This is a genomic window from Streptomyces sp. NRRL F-5126, assembly GCF_000721265.1.
Classification (GTDB): Bacteria; Actinomycetota; Actinomycetes; order Streptomycetales; family Streptomycetaceae; genus Streptomyces.
In genome coordinates, this window is record NZ_JOFZ01000001.1 from 430511 (window position 1) to 446426 (window position 15916).

The window sequence follows — 15916 nt, forward strand, 5'->3', positions numbered from 1 at the left end:
CCGGCTGACGAGTTGAACGCGTTGGACGCGCCGGCGGCGGACGCACCGGGCGGGCGCGGCCGCGTGCCGCGCGTGCTCGTGGTGACGGCCGTACAGGTGGAGGCCGAGGCGGTCGCCGCCGGAACGGCCGGCGCTACCGGCGCCGCCCGCAGGCCGCGCGTCGACGTGCTGGCCGGCGGCGTCGGCCCGGCGGCCGTCGCGGCCGCCACCGCGACGGCCCTGGCCGGCGCCTCGGCCGCGGGCGACCCGTACACGCTGGTGGTGTCCGCGGGCATCGGCGGCGGCTTCGCCCCGCACGCGCCGCTCGGCTCGGTGGTCGTCGCCGCCGAGATCGTCGCCGCCGACCTCGGCGCCGACACCCCCGACGGCTACCTGGCCGTCGAGGAGCTCGGCTTCGGGCGCAGCACGCACCGCCCGCCCGCGGCGCTCGCGGCGGCGATGGCCCGCTCCCTCGCCGCCTGCCCCGACTTCCCCTCGCTGCTCGCGCCCGTCCTCACCGTGTCGACGGTGACCGGCACGGCACGGCGTACGGTCGAACTGGCGTCGCGCCACCCGCGCGCCGCCGCCGAGGGCATGGAGGGCTTCGGCGTCGCGGAGGCGGCCGCCGTGCACCGCCTGCCGTGCGCGGAGGTGCGCGCGATCTCCAACACCGTGGGCCCGCGGGACCGCGCCGCCTGGCGCATCGGCCCCGCACTGGCGGCGTTGAAGGGCGCGTTCTCGCTGCTCAACCCCGTATTCGAGGAGACGTTCGATGACCGCCGACCGTGACAAGCCGCTGCAGCTCGCCTACTCCCCCTGCCCCAACGACACCTTCACCTTCGAGGCCTGGGCGCACGGCCGCGTGCCGGGCGCGCCGGAGATCGACGTCACGTTCGCGGACATCGACATCACGAACGGCATGGCCGAGCGCGGCGAGTTCGACGTGCTCAAGGTGTCGTACGCGGTGCTGCCGTGGGTGCTCGGCGAGTACGCGCTGCTGCCGTGCGGCGGCGCGCTCGGCCGGGGCTGCGGCCCGCTGGTCCTGACGAAGGAGCCGGGCACGGACCTGACGGGCAAGGTCGTCGCCGTGCCGAGCGAGCGGTCCACGGCGTACCTGCTCTTCCGGCTGTGGGCCGCCGCGACCGTGCCGGGCGGCGTGGGCGAGATCGTCGTCATGCCGTTCAACGAGATCATGCCGGCGGTCAGGGACGGCAAGGTCGACGCGGGGCTCGTGATCCACGAGGCGCGCTTCACGTACCAGAACTACGGGTTGCACTCGCTGGCGGACATGGGCGAGCACTGGGAGTCCACGACCGGGCTGCCGATCCCGCTCGGCGCGATCATCGCGAAGCGGTCGCTGGGCGCCGAGACGCTGCGCGCGCTCGCCGACGCCGCGACCGCGTCCGTACGCATGGCGTGGGACGCGCCCGAGGTGTCGCGGCCGTACGTGCTCGAGCACTCGCAGGAGCTGGAGCCGTCCGTCGCGGACCAGCACATCGCGCTGTACGTCAACGAGTTCACGGCGGAGCTCGGCGACGAGGGGTACGCGGCGATCCGCGGCCTGCTTGAGCGGGCCGCGGCGGAGGGCCTCGTGCCGCCGGTCGCGGAGGACGCGCTGCGCTTCGTGTAGCTCCCGGCGCGGGCTCCGGCTCAGACGTCCAGGGCTCAGACGTCCAGGGCTCACACGTCCAGTTGGTCGGCGACCGCGCGCAGGAGGCCCGCGATCTTCCTGCCGTGGGCCTTGTCGGGGTAGCGGCCGCGCTCCAGCATCGGGGAGATGTTCTCCAGCAGCGTGGTCAGGTCCTGCACGATCGACGCCAGCTCGTCGGGCCTGCGGCGCTGCGCGGCAGCCACGGACGGCGCGGGGTCGAGCAGGGTCAGCGAGAGCGCCTGGTCGCCGCGTTGCCCGGCGACGACGCCGAACTCCACGCGCTGCCCCGGCTTGAGGGCGTCGACCCCGGCAGGGAGCACCGACGAGTGCACGAAGACGTCACCGCCGTCGTCGCGGGAGAGGAAGCCGAAGCCCTTCTCGCCGTTGTACCACTTGACCTTGCCGCTGGGCACGTCTGTCCTCATCCTCGAACTCGTCGGGGCGCCAGGCCGTGTCCGGCATGTGCCGCCCGGTCGGCGGCGCCTGGCGCGCGGAAGAAAAAGAAATAGGGAAACGCTCCGAGGAGCGCCGCAGAGCACTGTGGCGGGCCCGCGCCCGCCGCGACCAAGGCTAGTGCCCCGGGACGCCGCACGTAGCACCCGTTCGCAGGGAACTACCCTGGTGCCGTGACTGCTACTCCTGCATCCGCGACCACCGGTCCCGGCGACGGACTCGTCCGGGCCGGCGGGGTCCTCTTCATCGTCGGCGCCGTGGCCACGCTGGTCACGGTGGCGCCGCTCTTCCTGGGCACCAAGCCGTTCCCGACCGCCGCCTACCTGGTCTGCATGCTGATGGCGGTCGGCTTCGTGGTCGCTGCGGCGGGGGTCATGCGGTCGATCGGCGCGCAGCGCCGTCAGGCGAAGTCCTTCGTCCCTTCGGCGTCCGCCGCCCGGGTGGACGCGGCGTCCCCGGCGGCCTCCGGTGAGGGCGCGGGCGACGGCACGGCCGCGTCCGCGTAGCCGCGTCCGCCCGCGTGGGCGGTGAGCCACGCGGGGAACGCGCCGAGGCCGTCGAGCACGACGTCCGCGCCGGCCTCGCGCAGTTCGTCCGCGCCGCACGGGCCCGTCGCCACGGCGACCGACAGCGCGCCCGCAGCGCGTGCGCCGCGCACGTCGCCGGTGTGGTCGCCCACGTACACCGTCGCGCCGTACGCGCGCAGCGCCTCGGCCTTCGCCTCGGCCCACAGCGATCCGACGACGGCGTCGGGCACGATGCCGAGGTGCGCGAGGTGGAGCTCCGCGTTGGGCCGGTGCTTCGCCGTCACCACGATCGCCCGGCCGCCCAGCGCCTGGACGGCGGCGATGGCCTCGCGGGCGCCCGCCATAGCGAGCGTCGGCTCGATGGCGAATGTGGGATACATCTCCCTGTAGCGGTCGGCGACGGCCTCGATCCGATCGGCGGGGAACCACTCGGCCAGCTCCTCGGCGAGCGGCGGCCCGAGCCGCGTCACGGCGAGGTCGGCGTCCACGTGCACCCCGGTCTCGGCGGAAAGCGCCCGGTAGGTGGCGTGGATGCCGGGCCGTGAGTCGATCAGCGTCATGTCCAGGTCGAAGCCGACGGTCAGCGGCGGCGCGGGGCGCGGGTGGGTCTGCGAAGCCATGGTTCCCATTGTGCGGGTGCGACGGGCGAGGCCGCCGTGGCGTCCACGGTGCGGTCCTGGGCGGGGCTCGCCTGAAGGCCTCTTGATCGGGCTGGCTAGACTTAGGCTCACCTAACCACGACCCGTGCGTGGCCCTTGGTCCGTCCGTCCCGGCGGCCCGTCCTGATTGGTTGCGATGTCTGCCGTTGCCCCTGCGCCCCCGGGCGGGTCCCACGACGAGGCCTCCCGCGCGCCCGCGTCGGCGGGCGGCGGGCGGCGGGCGCCGGTCGCGCGGCGGGTCGTGTGGACGGCGGTGGCCGTGGTGGCGCTGGCGGCGGCGGTGGTCCTGAGCCTCGCTGTCGGCGCGCGGGCCGTGCCGCCCACGACCGCCGTCGACGCCCTGCTGCACGGCGGCCACAGCGCCGACGCCGAGGTGGTGCGGCAACTGCGGGTGCCGCGCACGGTGCTCGGGCTGATGGTCGGCGCGGCGCTCGCCCTCGCGGGAACGGTTCTGCAGGGCATCACCCGCAACCCCATCGCCGACCCCGGCGTGCTCGGCATCAGCCAGGGCTCGTCGGTGGCCGTCGTGCTGGCCATCACGCTCGCGGGCGTGCACACGCTGAACGGGTACGTCTGGTTCGCCTTCGCGGGCGCCGGGGCGGCGTCGGTCGCCGTGTACGCGATCGCCTCGCGCGGGCGCGGCGGCGCGACGCCGGTGAAGCTGGCGCTCGGCGGCGCGGCGATCAACGCGCTGCTCGTGGCGGTCACCCAGGCCGTCCTCACGACGAACGCGGCCACGCTGGAGGAGTTCCGCTTCTGGCAGGTGGGTTCGCTGACCGGGCGCGGGAGCTCGGTCGCGGGCGAGGTCTGGCCGTTCCTCGTGGCGGGCACCGTGCTCGTCGTGTACGTGGCGCGCGGCCTGGACGCGCTGGCGCTCGGCGACGACATGGCGGTGGGGCTCGGACAGAACGTGGCCGTGGTGCGGATCGTCGGCGGGATCGGCGCGACGCTGCTGGTCGGCGCGGGTGTCGCGGCCGCGGGGCCGATCGCGTTCGTCGGACTCGCCGTGCCGCACATCGCGCGTGCCTTCGTGGGCACCGATCACCGCTGGGTGCTGCCGATGGCGGCGCTGATCGGGCCCGTGATGCTGCTGGTGTCCGACGTGATCGGGCGGATCGTCTTCCCGCCGGGCGAGGTGCCCGCGGGCGTGATGACGGCGCTGATCGGGGTGCCGTTCCTGGTGGCGCTCGTGCGCAGGAAGGCGGTGCCGGCGTGACGGCGCCCATGACGACGGCACGGGCGGACGCGAAGGGACCTGGCCGCGCCGGGACGCGGCGCTTGATGCGCCCCGCGGGCTACCGGGTTCTGCGCCGGGGGCGCGGTTCGTTCCTGCTGCACCGGCGCTCCGCGCTCGTGGCCGCTGCGCTGCTCGTGCTGCTCGCGCTGGTCTGCGTCGCGTACCTGTGCGTGGGCGACAGCTTCGTGTCCCCGGCGCGCGTGGTGCCGGTGGTGTTCGGCGGCGGACGGCCGCAGGACCAGCTGATCGTCGGCACGCTGCGCGAGCCGCGGATGGTGCTCGGGCTGCTGGTGGGCCCGGCGTTCGGGGTGGCGGGGGCGCTGGTGCAGACGGTGGCGCGCAACCCGCTGGCGAGCCCGGACATCATCGGCATCAGCCAGGGCGCGGGCGTCCTGACGGTCGGGGCGCTGACCTTCGGGGTCACGTCGTACACCGTCCTGCCGTACCTGTCGATCGTCGGCGGGCTCGCGGCGGCCGGGCTCGTCTACGCCTTCGCGTGGCGCCGCGGGCTGCACGCGACGCGGTTCGTGCTGATCGGCATCGGGTTCTCGATCGCGCTGAAGTCCGTCATCACGCTGCTCATGACGAAGGGCGACGTGCTCGTCGCCCAGCAGGCGCAGGTATGGATGACGGGATCGTTGAACGGGCGCGGGTACGACGAGGCGGTACCTGTGGTGATCGCCCTGGCCGTGCTGGCACCCGCGGTCGCGTGGGCGGCGTACGCGCAGCGGACGGTGTCGATGGACGACGACACGGCGACGAGTCTCGGCATCCGGCTGAACCGGGTGCGGCTGGGGCTCGTCGTGACGGGCGTGATCCTCGCGTCGGTGGCGACGGGCGCGGCGGGCCCGGTGGACTTCGTGGCGCTGATGGCGCCGCAGATCGCCCGCCGGATGACGGGCACGGCGCAGATCCCGCTGCTGACGTCGGCGCTGACGGGCGCGGTGATCGTGGTGGCGGGCGACCTGCTGGCGAAGACCCTGTTCTCGCCGACGGAACTGCCCGTCGGCGTCCTGACGGCGGCGGTCGGCGCGCCGTACCTGATCTGGCTGCTGATACGGCGGAGCGGCGCGGGGACGCGCGCGACGGGAGGCACGGCATGAGCGACGGCGGAGCGGCCGCGGACCAGGACACGCGCGCGGCGGGTGCGGCGAGTTCCGCGCCGGCCGCGGGGGCCGGTGTCCGGCTGGCGGCGCGCGGGCTGACGCTCGCGTACGACGACCGCACGGTGGTGCGCGAGCTCAGCCTCGCCGTCCCGGACGGCAAGGTGACGGTGATCGTCGGGCCCAACGCGTGCGGCAAGTCGACGACACTGCGCGCGCTCGGACGGCTGCTCAAGCCGCGGTCCGGGTCGGTGCTGCTGGACGGCGAGGAACTGGCGTCCCTGCCCACGCGGCGGATCGCGCGCTCGATCGGCCTGCTGCCGCAGTCGCCTTCGGCGCCGGAGGCGATCACGGTCGCCGACCTCGTCTCGCGCGGCAGGCAGCCGCACCAGCGGTGGTGGCAGCAGTGGTCGGACGAGGACGAGCTAGCGGTCACGGCGGCGATGGAGCGCACCAACGTCACGGACCTGGCGGAGCGGCCCGTCGACGAGCTGTCAGGCGGCCAGCGCCAGCGCGTGTGGATCGCGATGGCCCTGGCCCAGGAGACGGACCTCCTGCTGCTCGACGAGCCGACGACGTTCCTCGACATCGCGCACCAGGTGGAGGTACTCGACCTGGTGCGCCGCCTCAACCACGAGCGCGGCAGGACGGTGGTGATCGTCCTGCACGACCTCAACCAGGCCGCGCGCTACGCGGACCACCTGGTGGCCATGAAGGCGGGCAGCGTCGTGGCGGAGGGCGCACCGGCGGACGTCGTGACGGCAGAGCTGGTGCGCGAGGTCTTCGGCCTGGACGCGGTCGTCATCGACGACCCGGTCACGGGCGGACCCCTGGTCGTCCCGAGCACCCCGTACGCCCCACGGGGGGCCACCGCGCCCGAGCGGCGCCCAGGCTGACGCGGGCGCCCGCGCCGCGTAGCCGGGGGCGCCGCGAGGATCGGCTCCCGGGCCGTCCGCCCGGACCTGGACCTCGGCCCGGTCGCACCCCGCGCGAGGGCGCGGCCGCCGACGGCGGTGCCCCGGAGCGTGACAGCGGCGCGCGCCACACCGCCGGGACCAGCTGCCGGGCCGTGCCGCCGGCCTCGTCGCCGTCCGCCCGGCGCCCCGGGGCACGGCTCCCGCATCGTCATCGGCCGCCGTCCGCGACCTCGTTGACCGCCTCGGACCCCGGGCCATCACACCCGTCGCGCCGCCCAGGGACTCCGGGCCACGGCTCGGAGCAACCGCCGCCGGGACGGGCGCCTCGCAACCCGACCAGGAATCCCGGCGTGGGCCGCCGGCCACATCGCCGCTCGCCGGCGCCCGGGGCACGGCCCCCGCATCGTCATCGGCCGCCGTCCGCGACCTCGTTGACCGCCTCGGGCCCGGGCCATCACACCCGTCGCGCCGCCCATGGGCTCCGGGCCGGTCCAGGGCGGGCCCGGCGGCCGGGGCGCGAACGTGCCCCGTGGCGCGCGGTGGGATCCGCACGGCCCCGCGGGGATCAGCGCACCCGGCGTGATCTCCATACCAGGAACAGCGCCGACGCCACCGCCGCGACCCGTACCACCACCGGCCACGTGTCCGACAGCGCCTGGCCCATGGCACCGTCGGGGATCGGCTTGCCCCAGCGGTCGTTGAAGCGGCCCCACAGCCAGACCACGCCGGCCGCCACCGACACGCCCGGCAGCCAGAAGACCGCGACCTTCGCCTCGTTCCTCGTCAGCGTGCGCGAGAAGTAGGCGAGCACCCAACCGGCGAGCAGCGCCCAGATGTTGCCCAGTACCGCCCCCACGACCAGCAGTGCGGCCGTCACCAGCAGGAACGGGTTCGTCAGGCCGCGCCCGGCGCCGGCGACCGCGCCGCCCCTGCGCCACCACTTGCGCGCGGGCTCCTCGACGACGGCCTCGTCCACGGCGGCCTCCGCCGCCGCGCCCGCGGCCGGTGCCTTCTCCAACGGCGCCGTCTCGCCCGTGCCGCCGTGCGGCGGGCGCAGTATCTCGGGGATCTCGACGCCGCCGACGAAGCCGCCCACCCGCATCTGCCCTGGGCCCATCGCGCCCGTGCCCGGGCCCGGCTGCATCCGCCACCAGTCCGTGCCTGAACCGGCGCCCGCGCCCCGCTCGTCCATCCCCGCGAGGTGCGGGCCCGAAGGCGCGGACGGCGCGGACGGCCCGGCCGATGACAGCGGCTCGTGCGCGGTCTGCCGCGGCAGGTCCGCCGAGGCGGGACCGGACTGCGCCGCCTTGCCCGCGGCCGTGCCGACGACCGCCTCCGGCGTGCCGAGCTGCCCCAGCAGCCGCTTGATCGCGGCCGGGCTGTCGCCCTCCGGCGTGCCCCGCCTGCGGTCGATCTCGCTCCGCAGCGAGGAGACGAGTCTCATGCGGTCCCCGGAGGGGAGTTGCCGCTGATGGGCCACGTCGCCGACGCGGCTGAGGTAGTCAAAGACCAACTGGTCGCTCTCGATCCCCACCACGCGATGGTGTCGAAGTCCTCCCCGTACGTCCAGCCCGTACGCGGCGCGCCCGCCCTCGCGCCGTCACGGGCTACCTTGGGTCGGATGGGGACAGCGGGCCAGACCGAGGAGGCGCACGTGCCTGAAGGACCCGATGCAGCAGGCGGCGGAGGCGGCGGTTCCGCACGTCCCGCGTCCGCGCCGCCCCGCACGCTCGCCGAATCCCTGCGCTCGCGCGGCGACGCTTCCCTCGCCGCCCTGCTCCGCGGCCGCCCCGACCTGCTCTCCCCCGTCCCGGGCGACATCTCGCAGCTCGCCGGGCGCGCCTCCACCCGCGCGTCCGTCATCCGCGCCCTCGAACGCCTCGACCGCTTCACCCTCCAGGCCGCCGAGGCGCTCGCCGTCGCCCCTGAACCCGCCTCGTACGAGGTGCTGCGCGCCCTGCTCGCGGGGGACGACGGGGACGCGCCCGTCGAGGCCGCGCTGCCCGGCGCGCTCGGCGCCCTGCGCGACCAGGCACTCGTCTGGGGCGACGACGACCGGCTGCGCCTCGTGCGCACGGCACGCGAACTGCTCGCGCCCACCGCCTCGCACCCCTCCCCCACCGGCCTCGGTCCCACCGTCGCCGAGGCGACCACCGGCATGTCGCCCACGCGCCTCCAGGAGATCCTGGCCGCGTCGGGCCTGCCCTCCACGCACGACCCGGTGTCCGCCGTCGCCTCGCTGACCGCGCTGTTCACCGGCCGGCGGCGCATGGCCGCCCTCCTCGACACGGCACCGAGCGAGGCGCTCGCCGTCCTCGACCGGCTGGTGTGGGGACCGCCCTACGGCGAGGTCACCGCCAACCCGGCGCCGCACGTGCGCTGGCTGCGCGACCGCGGCCTCCTGCTGCCCGCGTCGCCGCGGACGGTGGTCCTGCCGCGCGAGGCGGCCCTGCACCTGCGGGCGGGCCGCGCGCACCGGCGCCCCGAGCCGGTGCCGCCGCCGCTCGCGCCGCGCGGCGAGTACCGTCCACAGGTTGTGGACAGCGCGGCGGCCGCCCAGGCGTTCACCGCACTCGACATCGTCGAGGAGCTCGGCAAGGAGTGGAACGAGGGCGGGCCAGGCGTGCTGCGCGCGGGCGGCCTGTCCGTGCGCGACCTCAAACGCACCGCCGCCGCCCTCGACACGACCGAGCCGCTCGCCGCCTTCTGGGTCGAACTCGCCTACGCCGCGGGGCTCGTCGCCGGTGACGGCGAGGCCGACGAGCGCTACGCGCCGACACCGGCCCACGACGACTGGCTCGAACTCGCGGCGCCCGAGCGGTGGGCCGTGCTCGCGGCGGCGTGGCTGGCGGCGACCCGCACGTCCGGCCTGGTGGGCGGGCAGGACAGCCGCGGCCGCACGCTCTCGGCGCTCGGCCCCGACCTGGACAGGGGCGCCGCGCCCGAGGTGCGCGGGCGCGTACTCGCCCTGCTCGCCACGCTCCCCGAGGGCACGTCACCGACGCGGGAGTCCCTACAGGCCAGGCTGCGCTGGGAACGGCCGCTGCGCGGCGCGGGGGTGACGGGCCGTACGGAGGACCTCAGGCCCCGCCTCGCCGACTGGGTCCTGGACGAGTCGGAGCTGCTCGGCGTCACGGGCAGGGGCGCGCTCTCCGCGATGGGCAGGGCGCTGCTGCCCATCGCGGAGAGCGCGCCCCCCGGGGCCGCCGCCGATGGCCTCTTTCCCGAGGCCGCCGGGCCCGGGCCGGCCGATGCCGAGACTCCCGGGTCCGCGGCCCGGACCACCGGGTCCGTGGCAGACGCCGGGGCCCGGGCCACCGGGGCCGGTGCCGACGCCGCCGGGCGAGGGGACGCCGGGGCGGCCGCCGGGCAGGGGGTCACCGGGACGCGGGACGCCGGGGCGGCCGCCGCGCCACCGTCCGCACCGCGCGCCACGCGCGCACGCGGCGGCGCGGGCACGCCCGCCGAGCGCGCCGCACGCGCGCTCGCCCCACTGCTGCCCGAGCCCCTCGACCACGTGCTGCTCCAGGCCGACCTGACCGCCGTCGCCCCGGGCCCGCTGCTGCGGCCGCTCGCCGCGCTGCTGTCCGTGGCCGCCGACATCGAGTCCAGGGGCGGCGCCACCGTCTACCGCTTCACGCCCGGATCGGTGCGCCGGGCGCTCGACGCCGGGCAGTCCGCGTCCGACCTGCACGCGTTCCTCAAGAACCACAGCCGCACGCCCGTGCCGCAACCGCTCACCTATCTGATCGACGACGTGGCACGCCGCCACGGCCACCTGCGGGTCGGCGCCGCCTCCGCGTACGTGCGCTCGGACGACGATGCCGTGCTCGACGAGATCCTCGCCGACAGGCGCTCGGCCAACCTGCGGCTGCGCCGCCTCGCACCCACGGTGCTCGCCGCCCAGGCCGACCCCGCGACGCTCCTCGACGGGCTGCGCACCATGGGATTCGCACCGGCCGCCGAGTCAGCGGAGGGCGACGTGCTCATTACCCGCGCCCACGCGCACCGCACGCCGGCACGCACCGCCCCCGCCCCCGTGCCCGACGGGCCCGCTGCGCCCGCGCCCGCGCTGCTCGGCGCGGCGGTACGGGCCATCCGCGCGGGCGACCTCGCCGCGACCGTCGAGCGCAAGCCGCTGCCGCGGGACCCGGCCGGCACCGGCGCACCGCCGCGCACGACGGCCTCGGAGACGCTCGCCACCATGCAGGCCGCCGTCCTCACCGGCTCCACGCTGTGGATCGGGTACGTCAACGCCGAGGGCGCGGCCAGCCAGCGCGTGATCGCGCCGGTACGGGTGGAGGGCGGCTTCGTCACCGCGTACGACCACACCGCCGACGAGGTACGCACCTACCCGCTGCACCGCGTCACCGGCGTCGCGGAACTGGCGGACGACCCGGCCTGACCGCACCGTCCCGTCCCGTCCCGTCCCGTCGCGCTGCCGCGTCCCGCTACCGGCGGTGCAGCAGGCCGGTCAGGCGGCCACCGCCCCGGCGCCGGGCCGGCTTGGGCGCAGCCGGTTCGTCACGCCGCTTCGTGACGCGCGTACCGAGCGCCACGATGCCCCCGCGCCAACCGGGGCGCCGGGCGGGCGCCTTGGCCGCGGGCTTCTTCGGGGCCGCCTTGCGAGTGGCCCTACCCGGCCCGGCCGCAGGACCGCGCCCGGCGGACCGCCACCGGCTCCGGCGCACCATGCGCGCCTCCCCCAGCCGGTGGTACCTGCGCCCGATCCGCCTGCCGACGAGCAGGTAACCGATCAGCGCGCCCGCCGTATTGAGGATCACGTCGTCGACGTCGAACGCACGGCCCTCGACCATCGCGCCCTGCGCCAGTTCGACCAGCACCATCACGACGCACGTCAGCAGCACCACCCGCACCATGCGCAGCCTGCGCGCCACCAGCACCGGCAGGATCACCCCGAACGGCGCGCCGATGAGCAGGTTCCCGCCGATCTGCTTGCACGCCCCGAGGAACGTGTAGTCGTCCACGTACTCGCGCAGCGAGCGGCCGGGGTGGAGGTTGGCGCCCGCGATGTTCCTCGACGCGGGCGACGGAGTGAGCGTCAACTCGGCGAGCAGGGCGGAGAACGCCACGAGCGCCGCGAACGCGAGCACGAGGATGAGCAGCCGTAAGGCCGTACGCCCCCAACTCCGGGCCAGGACGACGTCGTCGGAGGCGGGGCCGGTTGCCGGGGAGCGTTCCGTGTCTGCGGTCATGCCGTGCTGGTGCCCCGTGGCCCCCCGCGCATGCGGCCACGGCCGCCGGCGAGCCGGCGCTGTGGCTTGTCATGCAACCGATCGTTGCCGGCCGGTCGTCGTAGCCACCGGCCGGCAACGGGCCGAGGGGGGACACCACACGCGTAAGGAGCACAGGTCCATGGCACGACGAGAGTCCGGCAAGAGGATCACGGGATGGGCCACCGCGGTCACGCTGCTGGCGGCCGCGCCGCTGATGGCGGCGTGCTCGGGCAGCTCGCACTCGCACTCGTCGTCCCACTCGCACTCCTCCTCGTCGCACGGCAGCAGCCACTCCTCGTCGGGCTCCGTGTCGAAGGGCTCCGGCTCCTCGCGGGGCAGGCGTTCACGGCACAAGGGCACGGGAGCGCAGGCGGGTGGCCAGTCCACGTCGGGCGCAGCGGCCGGAGCCTGGGTCAGCGCGGTCATCGAGAAGGACGCGAAGAAGGCGTGCCTCCTCTCCATCGCACCGGGCAGCGAATCGTCGCCGAAGGCCACCACTCCGGGGATGTGCGGCGCGTCGACACTGCAGAAGCTGGCGCCCGGTCTCGCGTCCATGAGCAAGGCGTTCACGCCGCAGAACGCGTCGGGCGACCCGACGGTGAAGATCGACGTCCCCGAGCCCGCCGGTGACACGGCAGTCGTCCCGACCTCCAAGATCAACGTGGACGGCAAGCCGCTGCGTGCGATCATCCTGTCCGGCTCGCACGGCGTGGACCAGAAGTCCTTCAGGGCCAGGCTCAAGACCGACAAGATCAACGGGAAGTGGTACGTCGGCGACTTCGACATGGACGCCGGCAACCAGACGCTCCGCCCCAGGACCCAGTAGCCGCGTGACGCGGATCGCGCCGCGCGACCTCCGCCGATGGGCGACACTGGACGTTTGGCGTACCGCACGGGAACGGGCAGGGAAAGGGCGCGGCTGTGAACGGACCTCTCATCGTCCAAAGTGACAAGACGTTGCTGCTGGAGATCGGCCACGAGCAGACGGACGCGTGCCGCCGTGCCATCGCGCCGTTCGCCGAGCTGGAGCGTGCGCCGGAGCACATCCACACGTACCGGCTCACGCCCCTCGGGCTGTGGAACGCGCGCGCGGCGGGTCACGACGCCGAGCAGGTCGTGGACGCGCTCGTGGAGTACTCGCGCTACCCGGTGCCGCACGCGCTGCTCGTCGACGTCGCGGAGACGATGTCGCGCTACGGCCGCCTCACCCTCTCCAAGCACCCGACCCACGGCCTGGTGCTGACCAGCACCGACCGGCCCGTGCTCGAAGAGATCCTGCGCTCGAAGAAGGTGCAGCCGCTCGTCGGCGCCCGCATCGACGAGGACAGCGTCGCCGTGCACCCCTCGGAGCGCGGCCAGATCAAGCAGACGCTGCTGAAGCTCGGCTGGCCCGCCGAGGACCTGGCCGGGTACGTGGACGGCGAGGCGCACCGCATCGACCTGGACGAGGAGGACTGGTCGCTGCGCCCGTACCAGAAGCAGGCGGTCGAGAACTTCTGGCACGGCGGCTCGGGCGTGGTCGTGCTGCCCTGCGGCGCGGGCAAGACGCTCGTCGGCGCGGGGGCGATGGCGGAGGCGAAGGCGACGACGCTGATCCTCGTCACGAACACCGTCTCGGCGCGCCAGTGGAAGCACGAGCTGGTGCGGCGCACGTCGCTGACCGAGGACGAGATCGGCGAGTACAGCGGCACGAGGAAGGAGATCAGGCCCGTCACGATCGCCACGTACCAGGTGCTCACGACGCGCAGGAAGGGCGTCTACCCGCACCTGGAGCTGTTCGACTCGCGTGACTGGGGCCTGATCGTCTACGACGAGGTGCACCTGCTGCCGGCGCCGGTCTTCAAGTTCACCGCGGACCTTCAGGCCAGGCGGCGGCTCGGGCTGACCGCGACGCTGGTGCGCGAGGACGGGCGCGAGTCGGACGTCTTCTCGCTGATCGGCCCGAAGCGGTTCGACGCGCCGTGGAAGGAGATCGAGGCGCAGGGCTACATCGCGCCCGCCGACTGCGTCGAGGTGCGCGTCAACCTGACCGACAGCGAGCGGCTGGCCTACGCGACGGCCGAGAGCGACGAGAAGTATCGCTTCTGCGCCACGACGGACACCAAGCAGAGGGTGACCGAGGCGCTGGTGCGCAAGCACAAGGGCGAGCAGACGCTGGTGATCGGCCAGTACATCGACCAGCTCGACGAGCTCGGCGAGCACCTGGGCGCGCCGGTGATCAAGGGCGAGACGAGCAACGCGCAGCGCGAGAAGCTCTTCGGGCAGTTCCGCGAGGGCGAGATCTCGGTGCTGGTCGTCTCGAAGGTCGCGAACTTCTCCATCGACCTGCCGGAGGCCACGGTCGCCATCCAGGTGTCGGGCACGTTCGGCTCGCGCCAGGAGGAGGCGCAGCGGCTCGGGCGCGTGCTGCGGCCGAAGGCGGACGGGCACGAGGCGCGGTTCTACTCGGTGGTCGCGCGCGACACGATCGACCAGGACTTCGCGGCGCACCGGCAGCGGTTCCTGGCCGAGCAGGGCTACGCGTACCGGATCGTCGACGCGGACGAGCTGCTCGCGGGCGAGGCGTGAGGCCTGCCTCGGCTCAGCCCGCGCCGCCGTCCGGTTCGCGTGGTCCGCGTGGAGCGCGTGGACCTCGTGGACCTCGTGGACCTCGTGGCGAGGGCACCGGGCGGCGCTGGACGCCGGCCTCGTCCGCGTACTCGCCGAGTACGGCCACGTTGAACGCGGTGGACACGAACACCTGGAGCGCGCGCATCGCGTCGCCGACGGTGTAGCTCTGGCGGGGCACGGCGCCTGCGCCGGTGGCCGTCGCGCCGTGGGGCGGGGTGATGGTGTGGCTGCTCATACGTCCATGATGGAACTCGGACATTCTCGGCACATCGGTCCGTGGTCTGAACCCGGCGGCGCCGCCGCTACGTCCTGAGGGCGCGCGCCGTACGCCTCGGGGCGCATGCGGGGCCGCCTCGTCATCCCCCGTGAGAGGGACGTCACGCCCGGGCGCGGGGCGGCTCCACGAGGCGGTCGCCCGACAGCAACGTACCGGCCTGCTTGACGTGCTGCAGCACGGGTGAGACCTCCATGGTCTGCAGACCCGGCAGGGACCCGATGCGGTCGGAGGTGAACTCGAACAGCTCGTCCAGGTCGCGGCAGTGCGCGACGGCGTGGATGTTGCAGGGCCCCGAGACGGCCGCGGCGAACGCGATCTCGGGCTGGAGGGCGAGCGCGCGTCCGACGTCCTTCACCGCCGACGGGTGCACGCGCAGCCACAGGTTGGCGCGTGCGTGGTAGCCGAGGGCGGCCGCGGCGATCTCGACGTCGATGTGGACGGCGCGGCGCGCGAGCAGGGCGTTCAGGCGGCGCGAGACCCGGCCCGGGGTGGAGTCGGCCGCCGCCGCGAGCGCGGCGAGCCCGGCGCGGCCGTCCCCGGAGAGAGCGCCGAGGATCAGCTCGTCCTCGGCGGTGAGGCGCACGGGGTCGCGGTCGACGACCGGGGACTCGGTGAAGGGCGGCCCTTCGCTGCCCAGCGCGGCCTCCTCCTCGGGCGACAGCGCGCCGCGCAGCGCGGCCCAGTAGTGCCCGCGGCCGCCCATGAACTGCCGGAGCATGGCGTAGGCGTTGACGTCGAGGACGGCCGCGGTGCGCGGGAGGCGCCTGCCGAGGAGGTTCTCGCGCTGTTCGCGGGTGCGTGACTGGGTCGCGCAGGTCACCTCGCTGCCCGCGGCGGTCAGGGTCACCCAGTTGACGTCCTCGCGCCGGGCGAGCGCATCGGCGATCGCGGCGACGCTGCCGGGGCGGCAGCGGATGCGCACCAGCCACCTGCTCTGCCCCAGCGCCCCGGGATTGACCAGTCCTGCGACGCGGATGACGCCGTCGGCGCGCAGCCGCCGGTAGCGGCGGTTGACGGTGGACTCGGCGAGGCCGAGCGCGGCCGCGACGGAGGCGAAGGAGCCCCGGGGAGCGATCTGCAGCGCACGAATGATGCGCACGTCATCGGGGTGCAGGGTGATGGATTCAGGCATCTGGGGAACCACCATGGGCGGAATTCTACGTTTCGAGCCGTGCGGCTCGCCGAGGCGGCGGCCCGGCGCACAGACTCGGCGGTGCACACCACGACGCCATGCGCCCCGTGCGCATCACGCGGAAGAACGGAGAT

The 15916-nt window shown here is 74.9% G+C and carries 15 protein-coding genes; 9 read left to right on the forward strand and 6 right to left on the reverse strand.

The window, feature by feature from the left end; genetic code table 11:
* Positions 1-21: 21 nt before the first annotated feature.
* The gene (locus tag IH48_RS0101980) at positions 22-768 is read left to right on the forward strand and encodes a futalosine hydrolase (RefSeq protein ID WP_234434122.1); all 747 of its coding nucleotides are present in this window, start codon (positions 22-24) and stop codon (positions 766-768) included.
* Complete coding sequence (locus IH48_RS0101985; protein ID WP_030898211.1) at positions 752-1609, forward strand: 1,4-dihydroxy-6-naphthoate synthase; 858 nt, start codon at positions 752-754, stop codon at positions 1607-1609. Before IH48_RS0101980 ends, IH48_RS0101985 begins: the two co-directional genes overlap by 17 nt.
* A gap of 50 nt (positions 1610-1659) precedes the next feature.
* On the opposite strand, the gene IH48_RS0101990 is transcribed toward IH48_RS0101985, so the two are convergent.
* Positions 1660-2043, reverse strand: a complete 384-nt coding sequence (locus IH48_RS0101990; RefSeq protein WP_030898214.1) for a cold-shock protein — start codon at positions 2041-2043, stop codon at positions 1660-1662.
* A 213-nt stretch (positions 2044-2256) separates the two neighbouring features.
* On the opposite strand from IH48_RS0101990, the gene IH48_RS0101995 reads away from it, so the two are divergent.
* Positions 2257-2589, forward strand: a complete 333-nt coding sequence (locus IH48_RS0101995; protein ID WP_030898217.1) for a hypothetical protein — start codon at positions 2257-2259, stop codon at positions 2587-2589.
* Here IH48_RS0101995 and IH48_RS0102000 read toward each other — a convergent pair.
* The gene (locus IH48_RS0102000) at positions 2484-3230 is read right to left on the reverse strand and encodes an HAD family hydrolase (RefSeq protein WP_078849395.1); all 747 of its coding nucleotides are present in this window, start codon (positions 3228-3230) and stop codon (positions 2484-2486) included. The two genes, IH48_RS0101995 and IH48_RS0102000, sit on opposite strands and share 106 nt — an antisense overlap.
* 175 nt (positions 3231-3405) lie before the next feature.
* On the opposite strand from IH48_RS0102000, the gene IH48_RS0102005 reads away from it, so the two are divergent.
* The 3 genes from IH48_RS0102005 to IH48_RS0102015 are packed head-to-tail and all read left to right on the forward strand — an operon-like array spanning position 3406 to position 6505.
* Positions 3406-4485, forward strand: a complete 1080-nt coding sequence (locus IH48_RS0102005; RefSeq protein WP_078849396.1) for a FecCD family ABC transporter permease — start codon at positions 3406-3408, stop codon at positions 4483-4485.
* Between the two features lie 8 nt (positions 4486-4493).
* Positions 4494-5609 (forward strand): iron ABC transporter permease, encoded by a 1116-nt coding sequence (locus tag IH48_RS0102010; RefSeq protein WP_037840923.1) that lies wholly within the window; start codon positions 4494-4496, stop codon positions 5607-5609.
* Positions 5606-6505, forward strand: a complete 900-nt coding sequence (locus IH48_RS0102015) for an ABC transporter ATP-binding protein (RefSeq protein WP_078849397.1) — start codon at positions 5606-5608, stop codon at positions 6503-6505. Before IH48_RS0102010 ends, IH48_RS0102015 begins: the two co-directional genes overlap by 4 nt.
* 586 nt (positions 6506-7091) lie before the next feature.
* Here IH48_RS0102015 and IH48_RS0102020 read toward each other — a convergent pair.
* Positions 7092-8060: a hypothetical protein gene (locus tag IH48_RS0102020; protein WP_030898230.1), complete on the reverse strand. Its 969-nt coding sequence runs from the start codon at positions 8058-8060 to the stop codon at positions 7092-7094.
* 87 nt (positions 8061-8147) lie between these two features.
* Between IH48_RS0102020 and IH48_RS0102025 the strand changes: the two genes are divergently transcribed.
* Positions 8148-10931 carry a helicase-associated domain-containing protein gene (locus tag IH48_RS0102025; protein ID WP_051838973.1) on the forward strand — a complete coding sequence of 928 codons (2784 nt, stop codon included), beginning with the start codon at positions 8148-8150 and terminating at the stop codon, positions 10929-10931.
* A gap of 46 nt (positions 10932-10977) precedes the next feature.
* Here the strand turns inward: IH48_RS0102025 and IH48_RS34705 are convergent, their stop codons facing one another.
* Positions 10978-11742: a VanZ family protein gene (locus IH48_RS34705; RefSeq protein WP_078849398.1), complete on the reverse strand. Its 765-nt coding sequence runs from the start codon at positions 11740-11742 to the stop codon at positions 10978-10980.
* Positions 11743-11902: 160 nt separating this feature from the next.
* On the opposite strand from IH48_RS34705, the gene IH48_RS0102035 reads away from it, so the two are divergent.
* Together IH48_RS0102035 and IH48_RS0102040 are read left to right on the forward strand one after the other, a co-directional pair.
* Positions 11903-12589 (forward strand): hypothetical protein, encoded by a 687-nt coding sequence (locus IH48_RS0102035; protein WP_030898237.1) that lies wholly within the window; start codon positions 11903-11905, stop codon positions 12587-12589.
* A 95-nt stretch (positions 12590-12684) separates the two neighbouring features.
* On the forward strand, positions 12685-14331 hold the full coding sequence (locus IH48_RS0102040; protein WP_030898240.1) for a DNA repair helicase XPB: 1647 nt from the start codon (positions 12685-12687) through the stop codon (positions 14329-14331).
* A 13-nt stretch (positions 14332-14344) separates the two neighbouring features.
* On the opposite strand, the gene IH48_RS32895 is transcribed toward IH48_RS0102040, so the two are convergent.
* Together IH48_RS32895 and IH48_RS0102050 are read right to left on the reverse strand one after the other, a co-directional pair.
* Positions 14345-14608, reverse strand: a complete 264-nt coding sequence (locus tag IH48_RS32895; RefSeq protein WP_037840778.1) for a hypothetical protein — start codon at positions 14606-14608, stop codon at positions 14345-14347.
* A 142-nt stretch (positions 14609-14750) separates the two neighbouring features.
* Positions 14751-15797 (reverse strand): Lrp/AsnC family transcriptional regulator, encoded by a 1047-nt coding sequence (locus IH48_RS0102050; RefSeq protein ID WP_030898245.1) that lies wholly within the window; start codon positions 15795-15797, stop codon positions 14751-14753.
* Positions 15798-15916 lie beyond the last annotated feature (119 nt).

Coding starts and splice junctions, on each gene's coding strand:
- IH48_RS0101985 (WP_030898211.1), top strand. CDS start 752: ATGACCGCCGACCGTGACAAGCCGCTGCAGCTCGCCTACTCCCCCTGC.
- IH48_RS0102000 (WP_078849395.1), bottom strand. CDS start 3,230: ATGGCTTCGCAGACCCACCCGCGCCCCGCGCCGCCGCTGACCGTCGGC.
- IH48_RS0102005 (WP_078849396.1), top strand. CDS start 3,406: ATGTCTGCCGTTGCCCCTGCGCCCCCGGGCGGGTCCCACGACGAGGCC.
- IH48_RS0102010 (WP_037840923.1), top strand. CDS start 4,494: ATGACGACGGCACGGGCGGACGCGAAGGGACCTGGCCGCGCCGGGACG.
- IH48_RS0102015 (WP_078849397.1), top strand. CDS start 5,606: ATGAGCGACGGCGGAGCGGCCGCGGACCAGGACACGCGCGCGGCGGGT.
- IH48_RS0102025 (WP_051838973.1), top strand. CDS start 8,148: ATGGGGACAGCGGGCCAGACCGAGGAGGCGCACGTGCCTGAAGGACCC.
- IH48_RS34705 (WP_078849398.1), bottom strand. CDS start 11,742: ATGACCGCAGACACGGAACGCTCCCCGGCAACCGGCCCCGCCTCCGAC.
- IH48_RS0102035 (WP_030898237.1), top strand. CDS start 11,903: ATGGCACGACGAGAGTCCGGCAAGAGGATCACGGGATGGGCCACCGCG.
- IH48_RS32895 (WP_037840778.1), bottom strand. CDS start 14,608: ATGAGCAGCCACACCATCACCCCGCCCCACGGCGCGACGGCCACCGGC.
- IH48_RS0102050 (WP_030898245.1), bottom strand. CDS start 15,797: ATGGTGGTTCCCCAGATGCCTGAATCCATCACCCTGCACCCCGATGAC.